This window comes from Citrobacter koseri ATCC BAA-895, from assembly GCF_000018045.1.
Taxonomy (GTDB): Bacteria; Pseudomonadota; Gammaproteobacteria; order Enterobacterales; family Enterobacteriaceae; genus Citrobacter_B; species Citrobacter_B koseri.
In genome coordinates this window covers 2,965,596-2,985,930 of sequence record NC_009792.1, presented here as the reverse complement: position 1 = coordinate 2,985,930, position 20,335 = coordinate 2,965,596, and the positions used below count along the sequence as shown (strand labels likewise).

Sequence of the window (20,335 nt, the reverse complement as noted above, 5' to 3'; positions counted from 1 at the left end):
TATCGCGCCAACGTTTCGAATATTATGCTGCGGTCATAAGAATAATTCTCGTTTACGTTATCATTCACTTTTCATTAGAGATATACCAATGGCGCGTCTTAAAACTGCTCAGCCAAACTCTTCGCTGCGTAAAATCGCAGTCGTAGTAGCCACAGCGGTTAGCGGCATGTCTGTCTATGCACAGGCGGCGGTTGAACCGAAAGAAGAAACTATCACCGTAACCGCTGCACCTGCCCAGCAGGAAAGTGCCTGGGGGCCGGCGGCGACCATCGCGGCCAGACAATCCGCCACAGCGACCAAAACGGATACCCCCATTCAAAAGGTGCCACAGTCTATTTCTGTGGTAACTGCCGAGGAGATGGCGCTGCATCAGCCTAAATCTGTGAAAGAGGCGCTCAGCTACACTCCTGGTGTTGCCGTGGGCACCCGTGGCGCGTCTAACACTTATGATTACCTGATCATCCGCGGTTTCGCCGCTGACGGCCAAAGTCAGAACAACTATCTGAATGGCCTGAAGATGCAGGGTAACTTTTACAATGATGCGGTGATTGACCCTTATATGCTGGAGCGCGCTGAAGTCATGCGCGGCCCGGTTTCCGTTCTCTACGGAAAAAGCAACCCTGGTGGTTTGTTGAATATGGTCAGCAAGCGTCCAACCACGGAACCGCTGAAAGAAGTTCAGTTCAAGATGGGCACCGACAGCCTGTTCCAGACCGGTTTTGACTTTAGTGATGCTCTGGATGACGATGGTGTTTACTCTTATCGCTTAACCGGCCTTGCGCGTTCTGCGAATGCCCAGCAGCAAGGTGCAGAAGAACAGCGTTATGCCATTGCGCCATCTTTCAGCTGGCGTCCGAATGATAAAACCAACTTTACCTTCTTGTCTTATTTCCAGAATGAACCGGAAACAGGTTATTACGGCTGGCTGCCGAAAGAAGGGACAGTGACTAAGTTACCGAACGGTAAGCGTCTCTCTACCGATTTCAACGAAGGTGCGAACAACAATACCTATTCTCGTAACGAGAAGATGGTGGGCTACAGCTTCGACCACGAATTTAACGACACCTTTACCGTGCGTCAGAACCTGCGTTACGCGCAAAATAAAGTCTCGCAGAACAGCGTGTATGGCTACGGTATGTGCTCCGATCCGCTCTATACAAAGGATCCGGCTAATAGTCCTTGCGCCAGCGTTCCTCAGTCAGATTGGGGTCATACGCTGACTCGTCAGTACGTTATCGATAATGAGAAATTGCAGAACTTCGCTGTCGATACCCAACTGCAAAGCAAGTTTGCAACGGCCGATGTGGATCACACGCTGCTGACCGGCGTTGACTTTATGCGTATGCGTAACGATATTGACTCCTGGTTTGGCTATGCTGGTTCTGTAACGCCGTCCGACATCTATAACCTTGATCGCAGTGACTTCGATTTTGGCTCACACCCTGGCCCTTCAGGCCCTTACAAAGTGCTGAACAAGCAGAAGCAGACTGGCTTGTACGTGCAGGATCAGATGCAATGGGATAAGGTGCTGGTTACCCTGGGTGGTCGTTATGACTGGGCTGACCAGGAGTCCTTCAACCGTGTTTACGGTACTACCGATAAGCGCGATGACAAACAGTTCACCTGGCGTGGCGGTGTTAACTACCTGTTCGACAATGGCGTAACCCCGTATTTCAGCTATAGCGAGTCGTTTGAACCGGCTTCGCAGACGGGGGAAAGCGGTAATATCTTTGCTCCATCCAAAGGTAAGCAGTACGAAGCTGGCGTGAAATACGTGCCGAGCGATCGTCCGATCGTGATTACCGGTGCAGTGTATCAGCTCACCAAAACCAACAATCTGATGCCCGACCCGAATGGATCGTCCTGGTCAGTCGAAGGCGGTGAAATTCGTTCACGTGGTGTGGAAATTGAAGCGAAAGCCGCGCTGTCTGCAAGCGTCAACGTGGTTGGTTCTTATACCTATACCGATGCGGAATACACTACCGACACCAGCTACAAAGGCAACACGCCTGCTCAGGTGCCTAAACATATGGCATCATTGTGGGGTGATTACACCCTCTATGACGGCGCGCTTTCCGGGCTGACGTTGGGTACGGGTGTTCGTTATACTGGCTCCAGCTATGGCGATCCGGCAAACTCCTTCAAAGTGGGGAGCTATACGCTGGTGGATGCGTTAGTACGTTACGATCTGGCGCGCGTTGGTATGGCTGGGTCTAACGTGGCGCTGCATGTGAACAACTTGTTTGACCGTGAGTACGTCGCAAGCTGCTTTAACACCTATGGCTGCTTCTGGGGCGCGGAGCGTCAGGTCGTTGCAACCGCAACCTTCCGTTTCTAATTTCTCTTTGGGCACGGTTCGCCGTGCCCGCTTTACAAGTTGGCCGCTATGCAGGAAAACATAACCCGTCCCGACACGACTTTCGCCCTACGTAATGTCTCCTTTCGTGTGCCTGGCCGCACGCTTCTACATCCTCTTTCGCTGACCTTTCCGGTGGGTAAAGTTACCGGGCTTATTGGTCACAACGGTTCAGGTAAATCAACCTTACTGAAAATGCTGGGGCGGCATCAACCGCCGTCGGAAGGCGACGTGTTGCTCGACGATCAGCCGTTGAACAGCTGGAACAGTAAAGCGTTTGCCCGCAAGGTCGCCTATCTGCCGCAGCAGCTTCCGCAGGCGGAAGGGATGACGGTGCGCGAGCTGGTGGCGATTGGGCGTTATCCGTGGCACGGCGCGTTGGGTCGTTTTGGCGTAACCGACAGAGAAAAAGTGGAAGAGGCGATTACGCTGGTGGGACTAAAACCACTGGCGCACCGTCTGGTGGACAGCCTCTCCGGCGGGGAACGTCAGCGGGCGTGGATCGCCATGCTGGTGGCCCAGGATAGCCGCTGTTTGCTACTCGACGAACCCACCTCCGCGCTGGATATCGCGCATCAGGTTGATGTGCTGGCGCTGGTGCACCGCTTAAGCCAGCAGCGTGGGCTGACGGTGATTGCCGTTTTGCACGACATCAACATGGCGGCCCGCTACTGTGATTATCTGGTGGCGCTGCGCGGTGGCGAAATGATTGCCCAGGGAACGCCAGCAGAGTTGATGCGTGGTGAAACGCTGGAGCTGATTTATGGCATCCCGATGGGAATTTTGCCGCATCCGGCTGGCGCCGCACCCGTGAGTTTTGTCTATTAATGAGCGGTTTACATTCTATTACCCGACGTCGATTGTTAACGGCGATGGCGCTTTCTCCTCTGCTCTGGCAAATGGGGCAAGCCCGGGCCGCAACCGTCGATCCTCATCGTATTGTCGCCCTGGAGTGGTTGCCGGTAGAGCTGCTGTTAGCGCTCGGCATCATGCCTTACGGCGTGGCGGATATTCCCAATTATCGCCTGTGGGTTAACGAGCCGGCATTGCCGGAGTCGGTCATTGACGTTGGGCTGCGTACCGAACCTAATCTGGAACTGCTGACCGAAATGAAGCCCTCATTTATGGTCTGGTCGGCAGGCTATGGCCCTTCGCCTGAAAAGCTGGCGCGTATCGCGCCGGGGCGCGGTTTTAGCTTCAGCGACGGCAAAAAACCGTTAGCGGTAGCGCGTCAGTCGTTAATTGAAATGGCGCAACTGCTTAATCTTGAGTCTGCGGCCAGCCGCCATCTGGCGGAATACGATAGCTTTATCGACAGCCAGAAACCGCGCTTTGCCCGGCGTGGCGACCGGCCTCTGCTGCTGATGACGTTGCTCGATCCGCGCCATATGCTGGTTTTCGGCCCGAACTGCTTATTCCAGGAGACGCTGGACGCGTTCGGCATTCGCAATGCCTGGCAGGGGGAAACCAATTTCTGGGGCAGCACTGCGGTTGGTATCGACCGGCTGGCGGCCTATAAAGACGCTGACGTCCTCTGTTTTGATCACGGCAATAACCCGGATATGGCTGCGCTGATGGCGACGCCGCTGTGGCAGGCGATGCCGTTTGTGCGCGCCGGACGTTTTCAGCGCGTGCCTGCCGTCTGGTTTTATGGCGCGACGCTGTCGAGCATGCGTTTCGTGCGCATTCTGGATAATGCGCTGGGAGGTAAAGCGTGAGCCGACGTATTGCGCTATTTCCGGCGTTGCTGCTGGCGGTGTTATTTATCGCCGCTGCCTGGCTGACCTGGTTTAACTTCTCCATCGCATTGCCGCGCAGCCAGTGGCAGCAAGCGTTCTGGTCGCCGGATATCGACAGCATTGAGCAAATGATTTTCCACTATAGCCTATTGCCGCGTCTGGCGATCGCCTTGCTGGTCGGGGCCGGACTTGGGCTGGTGGGCGTATTGTTCCAGCAGGTGCTGCGTAACCCGCTGGCGGAGCCAACGACGCTCGGCGTGGCGACAGGGGCGCAGCTCGGGATTACTGTAACGACGCTATGGGCGATTCCCGGCGCGATGGCCACGCAATTTGCGGCGCTGGCAGGCGCGTGCGTGGTGGGGGCGCTGGTGTTTGGCGTCGCCTGGGGAAAACGCCTGTCACCGGTTACGCTGATTCTCGCCGGTCTGGTGGTGAGCCTGTATTGCGGGGCGATTAACCAGCTGATGGTGATTTTCCACCACGACCAGTTGCAAAGCATGTTCCTGTGGAGCACCGGAACGCTGACGCAAACCGACTGGAGCGGGGTGCAGAGGCTGTGGCCGCAGCTGCTGGGCGGCGTGATGCTCACCTTGCTATTGCTGCGTCCGATGACCCTGATGGGGCTGGATGACGGCGTGGCGCGCAATCTGGGGCTGGCCTTGTCGCTGGCGCGTCTGGCGGCTTTATCGCTGGCGATCGTGCTTAGCGCGATGCTGGTTAACGCTGTTGGGATTATCGGCTTTATCGGCCTGTTCGCCCCGCTGCTGGCGAAAATGCTTGGGGCGCGTCGCTTACTGGCGCGCCTGATGCTGGCGCCGCTGATTGGCGCGCTGATCCTCTGGCTTTCCGATCAGACCATTTTGTGGCTGACCCGCGTCTGGATGGAGGTCTCCACGGGTTCCGTGACGGCGCTGATTGGCGCGCCGCTGTTGCTGTGGCTGCTGCCGCGTCTGCGCAGCATGAGCGCGCCGGCAATGAACGCCAATGACCGCGTAGCGGCGGAACGCCAGCATGTGCTGAGTTTTGCGCTGGCAGGCGGTGTCGTGCTGCTGTTAGCGGTGTTCGTGGCGCTCTCTTTTGGCCGTGACGCGCACGGCTGGAACTGGGCGAGCGGCGCGCTGCTGGATGAACTGATGCCCTGGCGCTGGCCGCGTATTCTGGCGGCATTGATTGCGGGCGTGATGCTGGCGGTAGCGGGGTGCATTATTCAACGCCTGACCGGAAACCCGATGGCCAGCCCGGAAGTGCTGGGTATCAGCTCCGGCGCGGCGTTCGGCGTGGTGCTGATGCTGTTCCTGGTGCCGGGTAACGCTTTTGGCTGGCTGCTGCCTGCCGGGAGCATCGGCGCGGCGGCGACGTTGCTGATCATCATGGTCGCGGCAGGACGCGGGGGCTTTTCTCCGCACCGTATGCTGCTGGCGGGGATGGCGCTCAGTACGGCGTTTACGATGCTGTTGATGATGTTACAGGCGAGCGGCGATCCGCGCATGGCGGGAGTGCTGACCTGGATCTCCGGTTCGACCTACAACGCGTCGGAAGAACAGGTGGTACGCACCGGCATTGTGATGGTGATTCTGCTGGCGATTACGCCGCTGTGTCGTCGCTGGTTAACCATTTTACCGCTGGGCGGCGAGACGGCGCGGGCGGTGGGTATCGCGTTGACGCCATCGCGTGTTGGGCTGTTGTTGCTGGCGGCCTGTCTGACGGCGACCGCGACGATGACCATTGGGCCGCTGAGCTTCGTTGGGCTGATGGCGCCGCATATCGCGCGGATGCTCGGTTTTCGCCGCACGATGCCGCATATGATTATGTCGGCGCTGGCGGGGGGAATACTGCTGGTTTTTGCCGACTGGTGCGGCAGAATGGTGTTGTTCCCGTATCAGATCCCGGCGGGATTGCTCTCGACGTTTATCGGCGCGCCGTATTTTATTTATTTGTTACGCAAGCAGAGCCGGTAATGGTGCCTTACCCGGCCTACGGCGCCATATGTAGGCCGGGTAAGCGTAAGCGCCACCCGGCAATGACGATTTACAGCTTCGCAAATACCCGACGCGCGGCATCGATGGTGTTGTTGATATCGTCCATGCTGTGCGCCACGGACATAAAACCTGCCTCGAAGGCGGACGGCGCCAGGTAAACGCCTTCATCCAGCATCATGTGGAAGAAACGTTTGAAGCGCTCAACGTCGCATGCCATTACATCCTGATAGCAGTTTACGGATTCCGCATCGGTAAAGAAGATGCCGAACATACCGCCGACGTGATTCACCACCAGTGGAATATCGGCTTCCTGCGCGGCGTCCAGCAGGCCTTCTGCCAGTCGGGTCGTCAGTTCGTCCAGCGTCTCGTGAATCCCCGGCTGGGCGACTTCGGTCAGGCAGGCGAAACCCGCCGCCATGGCAATCGGGTTGCCGGAAAGCGTTCCCGCCTGGTAAACCGGGCCAGTCGGCGCCAGTGCGTCCATCACATCGCGGCGTCCGCCAAATGCGCCTACCGGCATGCCGCCGCCGATGATTTTGCCCAGACAGGTCAGATCCGGCACTACGCCGTAATAATCCTGTGCGCCCGCCAGCGCCACGCGGAAACCGGTCATCACTTCGTCGATGATCAGCAGCGCGCCGAATTCGTCGCACAGGGCGCGCAGGCCCGGCAGGAATTCCGGCTGCGGAGGGATGCAGTTCATATTGCCCGCCACCGGCTCGACGATAATACAGGCAATCTCTTGCGGATATTGTTCGAACGCCGCGCGTACAGAAGCCAGATCGTTATAGGTGCAGGTCAGGGTATGTCTGGCGAAATCAGCCGGAACGCCCGGTGAGTTCGGCTGGCCCAGCGTCAGTGCGCCGGAACCCGCTTTCACCAGCAGGCAGTCGGCGTGGCCGTGGTAGCAGCCTTCAAATTTGATGATCTTGTCGCGACCGGTGAAGCCGCGCGCCAGGCGAATCGCACTCATTGTGGCTTCGGTGCCGGAGTTCACCATCCGCACCATGTCCATAGTCGGCACCAGTTCGGTGACCAGCTCCGCCATTTTAACTTCCATCTCGGTCGGCGCGCCGAAGCTCAGCCCGCGCGCAGCGGCTTCAATCACTGCATTACGGATGGCGGGGTGGTTATGGCCCAGCACCATCGGACCCCAGGAGCCGACGTAATCGATGTACGCTTTGCCATCGACATCATACAGATACGCGCCGTCTGCTTTTTCGATAAACAGCGGGGTGCCGCCCACGCCAGTGAAGGCGCGAACAGGGGAGTTGACGCCGCCGGGGATAAGCTCGCGCGCTGCGCTGTAGAGGTTTTCAGACTTGCTCATGGATGGGGTTCCTGGTTCGTAGAAAAAGTGAATGCCCTTTATTCTAAGTTATTCACAGAAGGTTATGAACATTTTGCGCATTTGAAACATGACGATTTACAGGGGATTTTCCCGAAACAGGCGGGTACAATGCCGCTTCTGTATTTGTATTACCAATTAATGATCATCTGATGAACACAGACACTCCCACTTTCGAAGCACAGCAAGTTGTGCGCTTACGGCGCGGGGATCTGATCCGCAGACTACTTCAGCGGGATAAAACACCGCTGGCCATCTTATTAACGGCGGCGGTGGTCGGCACCGTCACGGGTCTTATTGGCGTTGCGTTTGAGAAAGCCGTGACCTGGGTGCAGAACTTACGCATCGGCGCGCTCGTTCAGACGGCCGATTACGCGATTCTGGTCTGGCCGCTGGCCTTTATCCTCTCTGCGCTGCTGGCGATGGTCGGTTATTTTCTGGTGCGTAAGTTTGCGCCGGAAGCCGGTGGGTCGGGCATCCCGGAAATAGAAGGCGCGCTGGAAGAGTTGCGTCCTGTTCGCTGGTGGCGCGTGCTGCCGGTGAAATTTGTGGGCGGTATGGGAACGCTGGGCGCTGGCATGGTGCTGGGGCGGGAAGGGCCGACGGTACAAATCGGGGGCAATATCGGGCGGATGGTGCTGGATCTCTTCCGTATGCGTAGCGCCGAGGCGCGTCACACCTTACTGGCAACCGGCGCGGCCGCAGGGTTATCGGCAGCCTTTAACGCGCCGCTGGCGGGGATCTTATTTATCATCGAAGAGATGCGCCCGCAGTTTCGCTACAATTTAATTTCGATCAAAGCCGTGTTTACGGGCGTGATCATGTCGAGCATTGTGTTTCGTATTTTTAACGGTGAAGCGCCGATTATTGAGGTCGGGAAGCTCTCAAACGCACCGGTTAATACGCTATGGTTATATTTAATCCTCGGCATGATTTTTGGCTGCGTCGGGCCGCTGTTCAATCACCTGGTATTGCGCACTCAGGATATGTTCCAGCGTTTTCACGGCGGCGAAATCAAAAAGTGGGTTCTGATGGGCGGCGCGATCGGCGGCCTGTGCGGTATTCTCGGCTTAATTGAGCCGGAAGCGGCGGGCGGTGGATTTAATTTGATCCCCATTGCGGCGGCGGGGAATTACAGCGTAGGCCTGCTGCTGTTTATTTTTATCGCCCGCGTCCTTACCACGCTGCTTTGTTTCTCATCCGGCGCGCCGGGCGGAATTTTTGCGCCAATGCTGGCGCTGGGGACGTTGCTCGGCACCGCATTTGGTATGGCGGCTGCGGCGTGTTTTCCGCAGTACCATCTGGAAGCCGGAACATTCGCGATTGCCGGAATGGGCGCGTTGCTGGCGGCGTCGGTGCGTGCGCCTTTAACGGGAATCGTGTTAGTGCTGGAGATGACCGATAACTATCAGCTCATTTTGCCAATGATTATTACCTGTCTTGGCGCAACACTATTAGCACAATTTATGGGCGGAAAACCGCTATACTCCACCATCCTTGCGCGCACGCTGGCGAAACAGGATGCGGAGCAGGCGGCAAAAAGCCAGCGGTCGGTCGCTGGTGAGAATACTTGAATGAAATACCAGGGTATTAGATAATGCCATAACGATTGGGTTATAATTTGCCCAATTGCCAATGTCGTTTGGAGCAAAAAATGAGTGATGACGTAGCGCTGCCACTGCAATTTACTGAAGCAGCAGCCAAGAAAGTAAAAAGCCTGATCGCTGACGAAGATAACCCGAATCTGAAACTGCGCGTGTATATCACCGGCGGTGGTTGCAGCGGTTTCCAGTACGGTTTTACCTTTGATGATCAGGTGAACGAAGGTGATATGACCATCGAGAAGCAGGGTGTTGGCCTGGTGGTTGACCCGATGAGCTTGCAATATCTGGTAGGCGGCGCTGTCGATTACACCGAAGGTCTGGAAGGTTCCCGCTTTGTGGTCACCAACCCGAATGCGAAAAGCACCTGCGGGTGTGGTTCGTCCTTTAGTATCTGATGTATTGCCGGATGGCGACGCAGGGCGTCTTATCCGGCCTACGGTGCGTGTTGCTGCGTTCCTGAATGTAGGCCCGATAAGCGTCAGCGCCATCGGGCAGTGAAATCAACGCCCGTTCTCATCCAGAGCAAACGTCGGTAATTTTAAATGCCAACGAATTGCGGCCAGACGAATCATTAACGTCACAACCATCCCCATCATACTGGCGCTTTCCAGCGGCACGGAAAAGGTATAAAACGCCGTCGCATGCACGATGCCGCCGATAATACAGGCCGTGGCATAAATCTCCGTGCGCAAGATCATCGGCACTTCACGCGCCAGCACGTCGCGGATAATCCCGCCGCCGACGCCGGTAATCACGCCCATACAGATGGCGACCAGCGGGCCTGTTTCAGCAAGGAACGCCTTATTGACGCCGATACCGACGAACACCGCGAGGCCGACGGCATCCAGCACGGGAAGCATCCATTTAGGCAATCGTCTCGGCTGGCGCACCAGCAAAATGGTGAGCATGCTGGTGACCATCGCCACTACCAGGTCGGTCGGATCTTTGACCCAAAAGACGGGCCCGTTATCCAGCGCCATATCGCGGATCGTCCCGCCGCCCACTGCGGTCACGACGCCCAACACCAGTACGCCAAACGGGTCCATACGCAACTTTCCGGCCAGCAATACGCCAGAGATAGCAAAGACAGCTGTGCCTACAATATCCAGCCAATAGACGAGCATTATCGAATCCCCACTGAGAACCTGACTGCGCAGGTTCTATTCTACTTGTGAAAGCGCATTACAGAGTTGTTTTGCGGCGAGGATGATACGCGGGCTCGCGCGTTCAAACCAGTCACCATTCAGCGGTATAACCGGGATTTTTAGCTGGTTTTGCCAGTATTGTTCGATTTTAGGAATTTCGCCCGCATCGCCGGTAACGACAATCGCCTGCGGATGTCGGGCCAGCACCTGCTCGCGGCTGACCTGCGGCCAGGGGACGCGACTGCCCGCAAAAATATTTTCTCCGCCGCAGACCTCAAGAACCTGGTGCTGGATGGAGCCTTTTCCGCTGGTGAATAACGGATTCGCGCCAAACTGGAGAAAAACGCGTTTTTTCGGTTTATCAGCGTACTGCGACTTTAGCGCGGCATACTCGTCCAGCAGCGTTTGCGCCGCGCGTCTGGCTTTTTCTGGCTCAGGACTCCATGCGGCAAGCTGGCGCAGTGCGTCGGCGACCTGCTCAATGGTTACAGCATCCACCCACATGATTTTAATGCCCAGGGACGCCAGCTGGTTAACCTGCCGTTCAGCATTGCCCCCTCGCCAGGCGATGACCAGGTCGGGTTTGAGCGCCACAATACGTTCCAGATTCATCCCTTGCCAGGTGGAGACTTCTTCGATGTTTTTCGCTTGCGGGGGATAGTCGGAATAACTGCTGACGCCAACGGGCGTGATCCCTGCGGCAAAGGCAAGTTCGGTGTTGGAAGGGGAGAGGGAAACGACGCGCGGTGCGGCGCAAAGCCACAGCGGAAGGGCTAAAAGCAGGGCGGCCAGCGCCCTGGAGAATAATTTAGCCATGCGCCAGTTTCTGCACCAGCGTTTCAACCATCAGACTGGACTGCTTCGCGGCTACGGCCAGGAATTCGTCAAAGCTGAGGTGGGATTGCTGATCGGCCACATCAGAGATGGCGCGAACCACCACGAAAGGCACGTTGAAGTTATGGCAGACATGCGCGATCGCGGTCGCTTCCATTTCTACGGCAATCGCCTGCGGGAAATTGTGGCGGATTTTCGCCAGGCCCACGGAACCGTTAATGAAAGCGTCGCCGCTGACGATCAGTCCGCGAACCGCATTCAGGTTGAGTTTTGCGATGCAGGATTCCGCCGCTGCGATCAGCGCATCGTCGGCTTTAAAACCTGCCGGGCAGCCAGGGAGCTGACCAAATTCATAACCAAACGCGGTAACGTCGGCATCGTGATAACGCGCTTCATCGGAAACGACGATATCGCCGACTGTCAGCGTCGGGGCCAGACCGCCAGCGGAACCGGTATTAATAATGACATCCGGCTTGCAACGTTCCAGCAGCAACGTTGCGCCCAGCGCCGCCGCGACTTTACCGATGCCGGATTTCAGCAGCGCAATCTCGGTCCCGTTCAGTTGGCCGGTGTAAATTTCACAACCGCCCAGGGTGATCGTCTGACGGTTTTCGATTTTGTCACGCAGCAGCGTAACTTCTTCTTCCATTGCACCAATGATGCCGATTTTCATAGATTTACTCGCGATAAGCCAGATTTGAGGGCATAGTCTATCATGCGCTTAAGGGGAAGCGCATTTCTCAGGCGGGAGAGGACATGGCACAGATCGATTTCCGAAATAAAATTAACTGGCATCGTCGTTATCGTTCACCGCAGGGTGTGAAGACCGAACATGAGATCCTGCGGATCTTTGAAAGCGATCGTGGACGCATCATCAATTCCCCGGCGATCCGTCGGCTTCAGCAAAAAACGCAGGTCTTTCCACTGGAGCGTAACGCCGCCGTTCGGACGCGGTTGACGCATTCTATGGAGGTGCAGCAGGTCGGACGTTATATCGCGAAAGAGATCCTGAGCCGGTTAAAAGAGTTAAAGCTGCTGGAACAATACGGTCTGGATGAACTGACCGGCCCCTTTGAGAGCATTGTGGAAATGTCCTGCCTGATGCATGACATTGGCAATCCGCCGTTTGGTCATTTCGGCGAGGCGGCGATCAATGACTGGTTTCGCCAGCGCCTGCACCCGGCGGATGCGGAAAGCCAGCCGCTTAGCGACGATCGCTGCGCGGTGGCGGCGCTGCGTCTGCGTGAAGGCGAGGAGTCTTTGAATGATATTCGTCGCAAGGTGCGTCAGGATTTATGTCATTTCGAGGGCAACGCGCAGGGCATCCGCCTGGTGCATACATTAATGCGCATGAATCTGACCTGGGCGCAGGTGGGCGGCATTTTAAAATACACTCGCCCGGCATGGTGGCGAGGAGAAACGCCCGCGACGCACCGTTATTTAATGAAAAAGCCGGGGTATTATCTCTCTGAAGCGCCGTATATTGAGAGGTTACGTAAAGAACTTGCGTTAGCGCCTTACAGCCGCTTCCCATTAACATGGATTATGGAGGCCGCCGATGATATCTCTTATTGCGTGGCCGATCTGGAAGATGCCGTCGAGAAAAGAATCTTCAGCGTTGAGCAGTTATATCACCATCTTTACGAAGCATGGGGCCACCATGAAAAAGGATCGCTGTTTACTCAGGTTGTTGAGAATGCCTGGGAAAAGTCTCGTTCAAATTCGCTAAGTCGCAGTACGGAAGATCAGTTCTTTATGTATTTGCGCGTGAATACGCTAAATAAACTGGTGCCCTACGCGGCTCAGCGTTTTATTGATAACCTGCCGCAAATCTTTGACGGCAGTTTCAATCATGCGCTGCTGGAAGACGCCAGCAGCTTCAGCCAGTTGCTTGAGTTATATAAAAATGTGGCGATAAAACATGTGTTTAGCCACCCGGATGTTGAACAACTGGAATTACAGGGCTACCGCGTCATCAGCGGGTTATTAGAAATTTATCAACCGTTATTACGTATGTCCCTGGTAGATTTCAGGGAACTGGTTGAAAAAGAGCGGGTGAAGCGTTTTCCAATAGAATCTCGTTTATTCCAGAAGCTCTCTACGCGCCATCGCCTGGCTTACGTGGAGGCCGTCAGTAAATTATCGCCGGAGGCGCCGGAGTATCCCACGCTGGAATATTATTATCGCTGCCGTTTGATCCAGGATTATATCAGTGGGATGACGGATCTGTACGCCTGGGATGAATACCGGCGTCTGATGGCGGTTGAATAATAAATACGCTTTTGTAAAGATGGACAATAAATTTTTACTTTTTCCAGAAACTTTATTCTGGAACTTCGCGCTATAAAACGAATCTGACGTACACAGCAATTTTGCGTTATCTGTTAATCGAGATTGAAACACATGAAAAAAACCACATTAGCAATGAGTGCACTGGCTCTGAGTTTAGGTTTGGCGCTGTCCCCCCTGTCTGCAACGGCGGCTGAGACGGCGTCTTCGGCAACGACTGCCCAGCAGATGCCAAGTCTGGCACCGATGCTCGAAAAAGTGATGCCATCGGTGGTGAGTATCAACGTGGAAGGTAGCACAACCGTCAACACGCCGCGTATGCCGCGTAATTTCCAGCAGTTCTTTGGCGATGATTCGCCATTCTGCCAGGACGGTTCGCCGTTCCAGAGTTCTCCGTTCTGCCAGGGCGGGGGTCAGGGCGGCGGTCAGCAACAGAAATTTATGGCGCTGGGCTCCGGCGTCATTATTGATGCCGCAAAAGGTTATGTCGTCACCAACAACCATGTGGTGGATAACGCGACGGTCATCAAAGTTCAACTGAGCGATGGCCGTAAATTTGACGCTAAGGTCGTCGGTAAAGATCCGCGCTCTGATATCGCGCTGGTTCAAATTCAGGACCCGAAAAATCTGACGGCCATTAAGCTGGCGGATTCCGACGCGCTGCGCGTGGGGGATTATACCGTCGCTATCGGCAACCCGTTTGGTCTGGGCGAAACGGTGACTTCCGGTATCGTCTCCGCACTGGGTCGTAGCGGTCTGAACGCGGAAAACTACGAAAACTTTATCCAGACGGATGCCGCCATCAACCGTGGTAACTCCGGTGGCGCGCTGGTGAACCTGAACGGCGAGCTGATCGGGATTAACACCGCGATTCTTGCGCCGGACGGCGGCAACATCGGTATTGGTTTTGCTATCCCCAGCAACATGGTGAAAAACCTGACCTCCCAGATGGTGGAGTATGGCCAGGTTAAACGCGGTGAGTTGGGTATCATGGGGACGGAGCTAAACTCTGAACTGGCGAAGGCGATGAAAGTTGATGCCCAGCGCGGCGCGTTTGTCAGCCAGGTGATGGCGAACTCTTCTGCGGCGAAAGCCGGTATTAAAGCCGGGGATGTGATCACGTCCCTGAACGGTAAGCCGATCAGCAGCTTTGCCGCGCTGCGCGCCCAGGTGGGTACGATGCCGGTAGGCAGCAAAATCAGCCTTGGTCTGCTGCGTGATGGCAAGCCGGTGACTGTCAACCTGGAACTGCAACAGAGCAGCCAGAATCAGGTTGATTCCAGCTCCATCTTCAATGGTATTGAAGGCGCGGAAATGAGCAACAAAGGCCAGGATAAAGGCGTTGTTGTCAGCAACGTGAAGCCGAATACGCCGGCTGCGCAGATTGGCCTGAAGAAAGGGGATGTGATTGTGGGGGCCAACCAGCAGGCGATTAAGAACATCGCTGAGCTGCGTAAAATCCTCGACAGCAAACCTTCTGTTCTGGCGCTGAATATTCAGCGCGGCGATAGCACCATCTATCTGCTGATGCAGTAATTTCCTCTCTTGCCCTTTTCCTGTCCGGGAAAAGGGCATTTCTCACATTCTGTGAGGCCTCCCACAACTCCATACTTCTCTGCTTTAGTTTGTGCAGATGCACAATGATGCAGGTTAGCATCTTCCCTATGCTTGAGCTCTGCTCACAGGAGGGGATTATGGCTGGCTGGCATCTTGATACCAAAATGGCACAGGATATTGTGGCGCGCACAATGCGCATCATCGATACCAATATCAACGTAATGGATGCCCGTGGGCGTATTATCGGTAGCGGCGATCGGGAGCGTATTGGTGAATTGCACGAAGGCGCGCTGTTGGTGCTGTCGCAGGGGCGCGTGGTCGATATTGATGATGCGGTGGCGCGGCATCTTCACGGCGTGCGCCAGGGGATCAATCTGCCGTTGCGCCTGGAAGGGGAGATCGTCGGCGTTATTGGTTTAACCGGTGAGCCGCAACACCTGCGAAAATACGGTGAGCTGGTCTGTATGACGGCCGAAATGATGCTGGAGCAGTCGCGGCTGATGCATCTGCTGGCCCAGGACAGTCGTCTGCGTGAAGAACTGGTGATGAACCTGATTCAGGCTGAGGAAAATACGCCAGCGTTGACGGAGTGGGCGCAGCGGCTGGGTATCGACCTGAACCAACCGCGTGTGGCTGCCGTGGTTGAAGTGGACAGCGGGCAGCTTGGCGTTGACAGCGCGATGGAGGAGTTGCAGCAGTTGCAAAATGCGTTAACGACGCCTGAACGCAACAATTTGATTGCTATCGTTTCTTTGACGGAAATGGTTGTGCTGAAACCGGCGCTGAATCAGTTTGGGCGCTGGGATGCGGACGACCATCGCAAGCGTATTGAGCAGTTGATTTCCCGGATGAAAGAGAACGGGCAATTGCGCTTTCGGGTCGCACTGGGGAACTATTTTACCGGCCCGGGCAGTATCGCCCGTTCCTGGCGCACTGCGCGTACCACCATGATGGTGGGCAAGCAGCGTATGCCGGAGCAACGCAGCTACTTTTACCAGGATTTGATGCTGCCAGTGCTGCTGGACAGCCTGCGTGGTGGCTGGCAGGCCAATGAGCTGGCGCGCCCGCTCTCAAAGCTGAAGGCGATGGATAATAATGGGCTGTTACGCCGGACGCTGGCCGCGTGGTTTCGCCATAACGTGCAGCCGTTGGCAACGTCGAAGGCGCTCTTTATTCACCGTAATACGCTGGAATACCGTCTGAACCGCATCTCTGAGTTGACGGGGCTGGATTTGGGCAATTTTGATGATCGGCTGTTGCTGTATGTCGCGTTGCAACTGGACGAGCAGCATTGATTGCCTGATGGCGCGACGCTTATCAGGCCTACCGGGAGTTACCTGTAGGCCGGATAAGGCGTAACACGCCGCCATCCGGCAACACACAGCTTACTTACGCGTTAGTTTTTCCAGATCCGCTTCAATTTCGTTGATCTTGTTGGCGACCACGCTTTCCAGATGACGTAAATCATCCAGGATCTTACGTTTGAGATCGACTTCCGTGCGATCGCGCTGGCAGATCTGATCCAGTTCATCGATCACATAGCGCAGGTTAGGACTGATCTCCTGCACCTCTTTGTAACCTTGCCCGATACCATCGGCGACGACGGTTTTACGCTGGCGGGGATATTTGAACTTTACGCTTTTGGCAAAGAACTCGCCTCTATCCTTCTGGAAATAGATTTTCAGGATATCGTTGTTGGCTTCTTGCCGCAGGCTGTAACGATCGATTTCTTCAGGATTGGTAATGCCCAGACTTTTCAAATTGTCATACATAGCGGTACCCTTCATCTCAACATAACCTATGAATAATTAACGAAAAGTTCTCTTTCCGCCAGCCACAGATGTAAAAAAAGCGGGCTCAGCCCGCTTTTTCAAATCATTGTTAGTCGATGGTACGTAACAGCTCGTTGATCCCGACTTTGCCGCGCGTCTTCGCGTCGACTTTTTTCACGATGACCGCACAGTACAGGCTGTACTTACCGTCTTTCGACGGCAGGTTGCCGGAAACCACAACGGAGCCTGCCGGTACGCGGCCATAATGGATTTCGCCCGTTTCGCGATCGTAAATACGGGTGCTTTGACCGATGTACACGCCCATAGAGATCACGGAACCTTCCTCAACGATCACCCCTTCAACCACTTCAGAACGCGCGCCGATGAAGCAGTTATCTTCGATGATTGTCGGGTTCGCCTGTAGCGGTTCCAGTACGCCGCCGATGCCGACGCCGCCGGACAGGTGTACGTTTTTACCAATCTGCGCGCAGGAACCTACGGTCGCCCAGGTATCTACCATCGTGCCTTCATCAACGAATGCGCCGATGTTTACGTAGGATGGCATCAGCACAGTGTTGCGTGCGATAAACGCGCCCTGACGCACAGCGGCAGGCGGCACTACGCGGAAGCCTTCTTTCTGGAAGCGCGCTTCGTCATAGTCGGCGAATTTCATCGGTACTTTATCGAAGTAGCGGCTTTCCGCACCGTCGATAACCTGGTTATCGTTAATACGGAAAGAGAGCAGAACCGCTTTCTTCAGCCACTGGTGAGTCACCCACTGGCCATCAATCTTTTCTGCCACACGCAGCGCACCGGAATCCAGCAGAGAAATGACCTGGTTAACCGCTTCGCGGGTCACGGTATCTACATTCGCCGGAGTGATGTCGGCACGGCGCTCGAAAGCGGACTCAATAACGTTCTGTAACTGCTGCATTGTTAAACTCTTTCCATATGAATAAACACACTACCCTTTATCGTTTGGATTGAGGGCCGCTGTCAACCGTTGATGCACTTCCTGCTGTAGCTCATTATTAAGGGCACGCCGGTCGGCTGTCGCGATTATGAATAAATCTTCTACTCGCTCGCCAATGGTTGTAATTCGGGCGCCATGAAGCGAAATTCCCAGATCGGCAAAAATTTGCCCGACCCGCGCCAGCAGGCCCGGCTGATCGAGAGCGATAAGTTCAAGGAACGATTTTCTGTCGGTGTGAGTAGGCAGAAAAGTGACCTCGGTATCGACGGTAAAGTGGCGCAGTTTGGCCGGCTGGCGACGCGGCTGCGGAGGCTGCCAGCTGCTCTGGGTAATCGCCTGCTCCAGTCCAAAACGGATGGCTTCGTGACGGTCGGCGGAGAGAGGGCTGCCGTCCGGCTCCAGCACAATAAAGGTATCCATCGCCATGCCGTCGCGGGTGGTGAAGATTTGCGCGTCATGAACGCTCAGATTGCGCCTGTCCAGCTCTGCGCAAACGGCGGCAAACAGATAAGGGCGGTCAGGACTCCAGATGAAGATCTCCGTTCCGCCGCGCGTGGCCTGCGGGCTGACCAGAATCAGCGGTCGGGTCAGATCGTGCTGTAACAGATGACGCGCATGCCAGGCCAGCTGATTCGGGCTATGGCGCACGAAATAGTTAGCGCGGCAGCGTGTCCAGATTTGATGCAGCGCCTCTTCGTTTATATTGTCCATTCGCAGCAGCGCCAGCGCCTGAAGCTGATGATGGCGCACGCGTTCGCGCATATCCGGCGTGTTTTGCATGCCGCGACGTAGCTGTTTTTCGGTGGCGAAGTACAGTTCGCGCAACAGGCTTTGCTTCCAGCTGTTCCACAGCGTTTCGTTAGTGGCGCAAATGTCAGCGACCGTCAGGCATACCAGGAAGCGCAGGCGGTGTTCCGTTTGCACCTCTTCGGCGAACTGTTTGATGACCTCAGGGTCCTGGATATCGCGCCGCTGGGCGGTAACCGACATCAGCAGGTGCTGGCGTACCAGCCAGGCGACCAGTTGCGTTTCGCGTGAGTTCAGGCCGTGCAGTTCGGCAAATTTGAGCACGTCCTGCGCGCCGAGTACCGAGTGATCGCCGCCGCGCCCTTTGGCGATATCATGGAACAGCGCCGCGATCAGGATCAGTTCCGGTTGCCGCAGGCGCGGCCAGAGATCGACGCACAGTGGATGGCGCTGGCGGGTCTCTTCTTTGGCGAAACTTTCCAGCTTCAGCATTACGCGAATGGTGTGCTCATCCACCGTATAGGCATGGAACAGGTCGAACTGCATTTGGCCGACGATATGCGACCATTGCGGCATGTAAGCCCAAAGCACGCTGTGGCGATGCATTGGCAGCAAACCGCGGCTGACGGCGCCCGGATGACGCAGCATACTGAGAAACAGAGAGCGCGCTTCCGGGATGTAGCACAGCGGCTGGGTCAGGTGGCGGCGGGCATGGCGCAGATGGCGCAGCGTGGTGGAATAGATGCCAGTGATGGTGCTATTGCGCACCATCATATAAAACATCCGCAGGATCGCTTCCGGTGAACGGATAAACAGATCGTCATCGCGCAGGTCGATCAGCGTGCCGCGCAGTTGAAAATCGTCATCAATCGGGCGAGGTTTTTCATCGGCGGGCAGGGCGAGGATTGCTTCATCAAACAGCTGTAATAGCATCTGGTTTAGTTCGCTGACCCGACGCGTGACCCGGAAATAGTCTTTCATCATGTGCTCAACCGGCTCGTTGCCTTCGCCTGTGTAGTTGAGCCGCTGGGCAACGCTGAGCTGCCTGTCGAACAACAGGCGGTTGTCGTAACGGCTGACCACCAGGTGCAGCGCGAAGCGAATGCGCCACAAAATATGCAGGCACTCGTTTAGCTCAGCGCGTTCTGCCTGGGTTAAGAAGCCGAAGCCGACCATCTCATTGAGAGACGTTGCGCCGAAGTGGCGGCGGGCCACCCATTGCAGGGTGTGGATATCACGCAGGCCGCCGGGGCTGCTTTTAATATCGGGTTCAAGGTTATAGCTGGTGCCGTGATAGCGCTGGTGGCGCTGGTTTTGCTCTTCGACTTTGGCGGCGAAAAATTTCTCCGACGGCCAGAAGCCTTCACTGAAAATATGCTTTTGCAGTTCCAGAAAAAGCGCCACGTCGCCGATCAGCAGACGTGTTTCAATCAGATTGGTGGCGACGGTTAAGTCCGACAGCCCTTCCAGCAGACACTCTTCCAGTGTGCGCACGCTATGCCCGACTTCCAGCTTCACATCCCACAGCAAGGTCAGCAGTTCCCCGACCTTTTGCGCCTGAGCGTCGGGCAGCTTTTTACGGCTCAGGATGAGCAGGTCAATGTCGGAAAGCGGATGCAGCTCGCCCCGGCCATAGCCGCCGACGGCCACCAGGGCCAGATCGGCAATTTGCCCGAATCCGGCGTCGATCCACAGTCGTTGCAGCAGCTGGTCGATAAATTCGGTGCGGGCTTCAATCAATTGCTCTGCGGAAATCCCGCTGTCAAAAGCGTCTCCCAGCCACTGCTGGAAAATATCAATGTGGGCTTTAATTCCGCTGACGGTAAGCTCGTCACGTGACCAGGCTCCCGGATTTTGCGGTTGGCCGGGTAGGGTGGGGAGAGCCGTATTCGCGTGCTGTTCAGGAAGAGTATTCATTATGCGCCACCCATTAAAAAGCCGGATGCGGCGTTAACGCCTTATCCGGCCTACGGGTAAACGCTGATTGTAGGC

General features: G+C 55.9%; 16 protein-coding genes and 1 pseudogene. 10 read left to right on the top strand and 7 right to left on the bottom strand.

Annotated features, from left to right (window positions below; all coding sequences use genetic code 11):
* The first annotated feature begins 88 nt into the window (after positions 1-88).
* Genes fhuA through fhuB form a run of 4 tightly spaced genes read left to right on the top strand, consistent with a single transcriptional unit; the run spans position 89 to position 6,053 of the window.
* Positions 89-2,338: a ferrichrome porin FhuA gene (gene fhuA, locus CKO_RS13750; RefSeq protein ID WP_012134008.1), complete on the top strand. Its 2,250-nt coding sequence runs from the start codon at positions 89-91 to the stop codon at positions 2,336-2,338.
* A gap of 48 nt (positions 2,339-2,386) precedes the next feature.
* Complete coding sequence (gene fhuC, locus CKO_RS13745; protein WP_012134007.1) at positions 2,387-3,184, top strand: Fe3+-hydroxamate ABC transporter ATP-binding protein FhuC; 798 nt, start codon at positions 2,387-2,389, stop codon at positions 3,182-3,184.
* Positions 3,184-4,074, top strand: a complete 891-nt coding sequence (gene fhuD, locus CKO_RS13740) for a Fe(3+)-hydroxamate ABC transporter substrate-binding protein FhuD (RefSeq protein ID WP_024130692.1) — start codon at positions 3,184-3,186, stop codon at positions 4,072-4,074. The genes fhuC and fhuD overlap by 1 nt, the downstream gene beginning before the upstream one ends.
* Complete coding sequence (gene fhuB, locus CKO_RS13735; RefSeq protein WP_012134005.1) at positions 4,071-6,053, top strand: Fe(3+)-hydroxamate ABC transporter permease FhuB; 1,983 nt, start codon at positions 4,071-4,073, stop codon at positions 6,051-6,053. The genes fhuD and fhuB overlap by 4 nt, the downstream gene beginning before the upstream one ends.
* 70 nt (positions 6,054-6,123) lie before the next feature.
* On the opposite strand, the gene hemL is transcribed toward fhuB, so the two are convergent.
* A complete protein-coding gene (gene hemL / locus CKO_RS13730; RefSeq protein WP_024130691.1) occupies positions 6,124-7,404 on the bottom strand; it encodes a glutamate-1-semialdehyde 2,1-aminomutase in 1,281 nt (426 codons plus the stop codon).
* A 170-nt stretch (positions 7,405-7,574) separates the two neighbouring features.
* Here hemL and clcA point away from each other — a divergent pair, with 170 nt between their 5' ends.
* From clcA to erpA, 3 genes and pseudogenes are all read left to right on the top strand, one after another.
* Positions 7,575-8,996: a H(+)/Cl(-) exchange transporter ClcA gene (gene clcA / locus CKO_RS13725; protein WP_012134002.1), complete on the top strand. Its 1,422-nt coding sequence runs from the start codon at positions 7,575-7,577 to the stop codon at positions 8,994-8,996.
* 28 nt (positions 8,997-9,024) lie between these two features.
* Positions 9,025-9,084 (top strand): annotated as a pseudogene (gene yadW, locus CKO_RS23525) (small protein YadW).
* Complete coding sequence (gene erpA / locus CKO_RS13720) at positions 9,077-9,421, top strand: iron-sulfur cluster insertion protein ErpA (protein ID WP_012134001.1); 345 nt, start codon at positions 9,077-9,079, stop codon at positions 9,419-9,421. Before yadW ends, erpA begins: the two are co-directional and overlap by 8 nt.
* A gap of 105 nt (positions 9,422-9,526) precedes the next feature.
* Here the strand turns inward: erpA and CKO_RS13715 are convergent, their stop codons facing one another.
* The 3 genes from CKO_RS13715 to mtnN are packed head-to-tail and all read right to left on the bottom strand — an operon-like array spanning position 9,527 to position 11,678.
* Positions 9,527-10,150: a TRIC cation channel family protein gene (locus CKO_RS13715; RefSeq protein ID WP_012134000.1), complete on the bottom strand. Its 624-nt coding sequence runs from the start codon at positions 10,148-10,150 to the stop codon at positions 9,527-9,529.
* A 36-nt stretch (positions 10,151-10,186) separates the two neighbouring features.
* On the bottom strand, positions 10,187-10,987 hold the full coding sequence (gene btuF, locus CKO_RS13710; RefSeq protein ID WP_012133999.1) for a vitamin B12 ABC transporter substrate-binding protein BtuF: 801 nt from the start codon (positions 10,985-10,987) through the stop codon (positions 10,187-10,189).
* Positions 10,980-11,678, bottom strand: coding sequence for a 5'-methylthioadenosine/S-adenosylhomocysteine nucleosidase (gene mtnN / locus CKO_RS13705; protein WP_012133998.1), 699 nt, complete (start codon positions 11,676-11,678; stop codon positions 10,980-10,982). Before mtnN ends, btuF begins: the two co-directional genes overlap by 8 nt.
* 83 nt (positions 11,679-11,761) lie before the next feature.
* Between mtnN and dgt the strand changes: the two genes are divergently transcribed.
* The 3 genes from dgt to cdaR all read left to right on the top strand — a co-directional run bounded on the left by dgt (position 11,762) and on the right by cdaR (position 16,146).
* Entirely contained in the window at positions 11,762-13,276 is a 1,515-nt protein-coding gene (gene dgt / locus CKO_RS13700) for a dGTPase (protein WP_012133997.1), read from the top strand.
* 132 nt (positions 13,277-13,408) lie between these two features.
* Positions 13,409-14,830 (top strand): serine endoprotease DegP, encoded by a 1,422-nt coding sequence (gene degP, locus CKO_RS13695; protein WP_012133996.1) that lies wholly within the window; start codon positions 13,409-13,411, stop codon positions 14,828-14,830.
* 158 nt (positions 14,831-14,988) lie between these two features.
* Positions 14,989-16,146 carry a DNA-binding transcriptional regulator CdaR gene (cdaR, locus tag CKO_RS13690; RefSeq protein WP_024130690.1) on the top strand — a complete coding sequence of 386 codons (1,158 nt, stop codon included), beginning with the start codon at positions 14,989-14,991 and terminating at the stop codon, positions 16,144-16,146.
* 90 nt (positions 16,147-16,236) lie between these two features.
* Here the strand turns inward: cdaR and CKO_RS13685 are convergent, their stop codons facing one another.
* The 3 genes from CKO_RS13685 to glnD form a co-directional block, all read right to left on the bottom strand.
* Complete coding sequence (locus tag CKO_RS13685) at positions 16,237-16,623, bottom strand: DUF3461 family protein (RefSeq protein ID WP_024130689.1); 387 nt, start codon at positions 16,621-16,623, stop codon at positions 16,237-16,239.
* A 109-nt stretch (positions 16,624-16,732) separates the two neighbouring features.
* Positions 16,733-17,557, bottom strand: coding sequence for a 2,3,4,5-tetrahydropyridine-2,6-dicarboxylate N-succinyltransferase (dapD, locus tag CKO_RS13680; RefSeq protein ID WP_012133993.1), 825 nt, complete (start codon positions 17,555-17,557; stop codon positions 16,733-16,735).
* Positions 17,558-17,587: 30 nt separating this feature from the next.
* Positions 17,588-20,260: a bifunctional uridylyltransferase/uridylyl-removing protein GlnD gene (gene glnD / locus CKO_RS13675; RefSeq protein WP_012133992.1), complete on the bottom strand. Its 2,673-nt coding sequence runs from the start codon at positions 20,258-20,260 to the stop codon at positions 17,588-17,590.
* Between the last annotated feature and the right edge of the window lie 75 nt (positions 20,261-20,335).

Bases quoted from the DNA above. Each gene is read 5' to 3' on its own strand.
- hemL (WP_024130691.1), bottom strand. From the start codon at position 7,404: ATGAGCAAGTCTGAAAACCTCTACAGCGCAGCGCGCGAGCTTATCCCC.
- erpA (WP_012134001.1), top strand. From the start codon at position 9,077: ATGAGTGATGACGTAGCGCTGCCACTGCAATTTACTGAAGCAGCAGCC.
- clcA (WP_012134002.1), top strand. From the start codon at position 7,575: ATGAACACAGACACTCCCACTTTCGAAGCACAGCAAGTTGTGCGCTTA.
- CKO_RS13685 (WP_024130689.1), bottom strand. From the start codon at position 16,623: ATGTATGACAATTTGAAAAGTCTGGGCATTACCAATCCTGAAGAAATC.
- fhuD (WP_024130692.1), top strand. From the start codon at position 3,184: ATGAGCGGTTTACATTCTATTACCCGACGTCGATTGTTAACGGCGATG.
- cdaR (WP_024130690.1), top strand. From the start codon at position 14,989: ATGGCTGGCTGGCATCTTGATACCAAAATGGCACAGGATATTGTGGCG.
- fhuC (WP_012134007.1), top strand. From the start codon at position 2,387: ATGCAGGAAAACATAACCCGTCCCGACACGACTTTCGCCCTACGTAAT.
- btuF (WP_012133999.1), bottom strand. From the start codon at position 10,987: ATGGCTAAATTATTCTCCAGGGCGCTGGCCGCCCTGCTTTTAGCCCTT.
- fhuA (WP_012134008.1), top strand. From the start codon at position 89: ATGGCGCGTCTTAAAACTGCTCAGCCAAACTCTTCGCTGCGTAAAATC.
- mtnN (WP_012133998.1), bottom strand. From the start codon at position 11,678: ATGAAAATCGGCATCATTGGTGCAATGGAAGAAGAAGTTACGCTGCTG.
- dapD (WP_012133993.1), bottom strand. From the start codon at position 17,557: ATGCAGCAGTTACAGAACGTTATTGAGTCCGCTTTCGAGCGCCGTGCC.
- dgt (WP_012133997.1), top strand. From the start codon at position 11,762: ATGGCACAGATCGATTTCCGAAATAAAATTAACTGGCATCGTCGTTAT.
- CKO_RS13715 (WP_012134000.1), bottom strand. From the start codon at position 10,150: ATGCTCGTCTATTGGCTGGATATTGTAGGCACAGCTGTCTTTGCTATC.
- glnD (WP_012133992.1), bottom strand. From the start codon at position 20,260: ATGAATACTCTTCCTGAACAGCACGCGAATACGGCTCTCCCCACCCTA.
- degP (WP_012133996.1), top strand. From the start codon at position 13,409: ATGAAAAAAACCACATTAGCAATGAGTGCACTGGCTCTGAGTTTAGGT.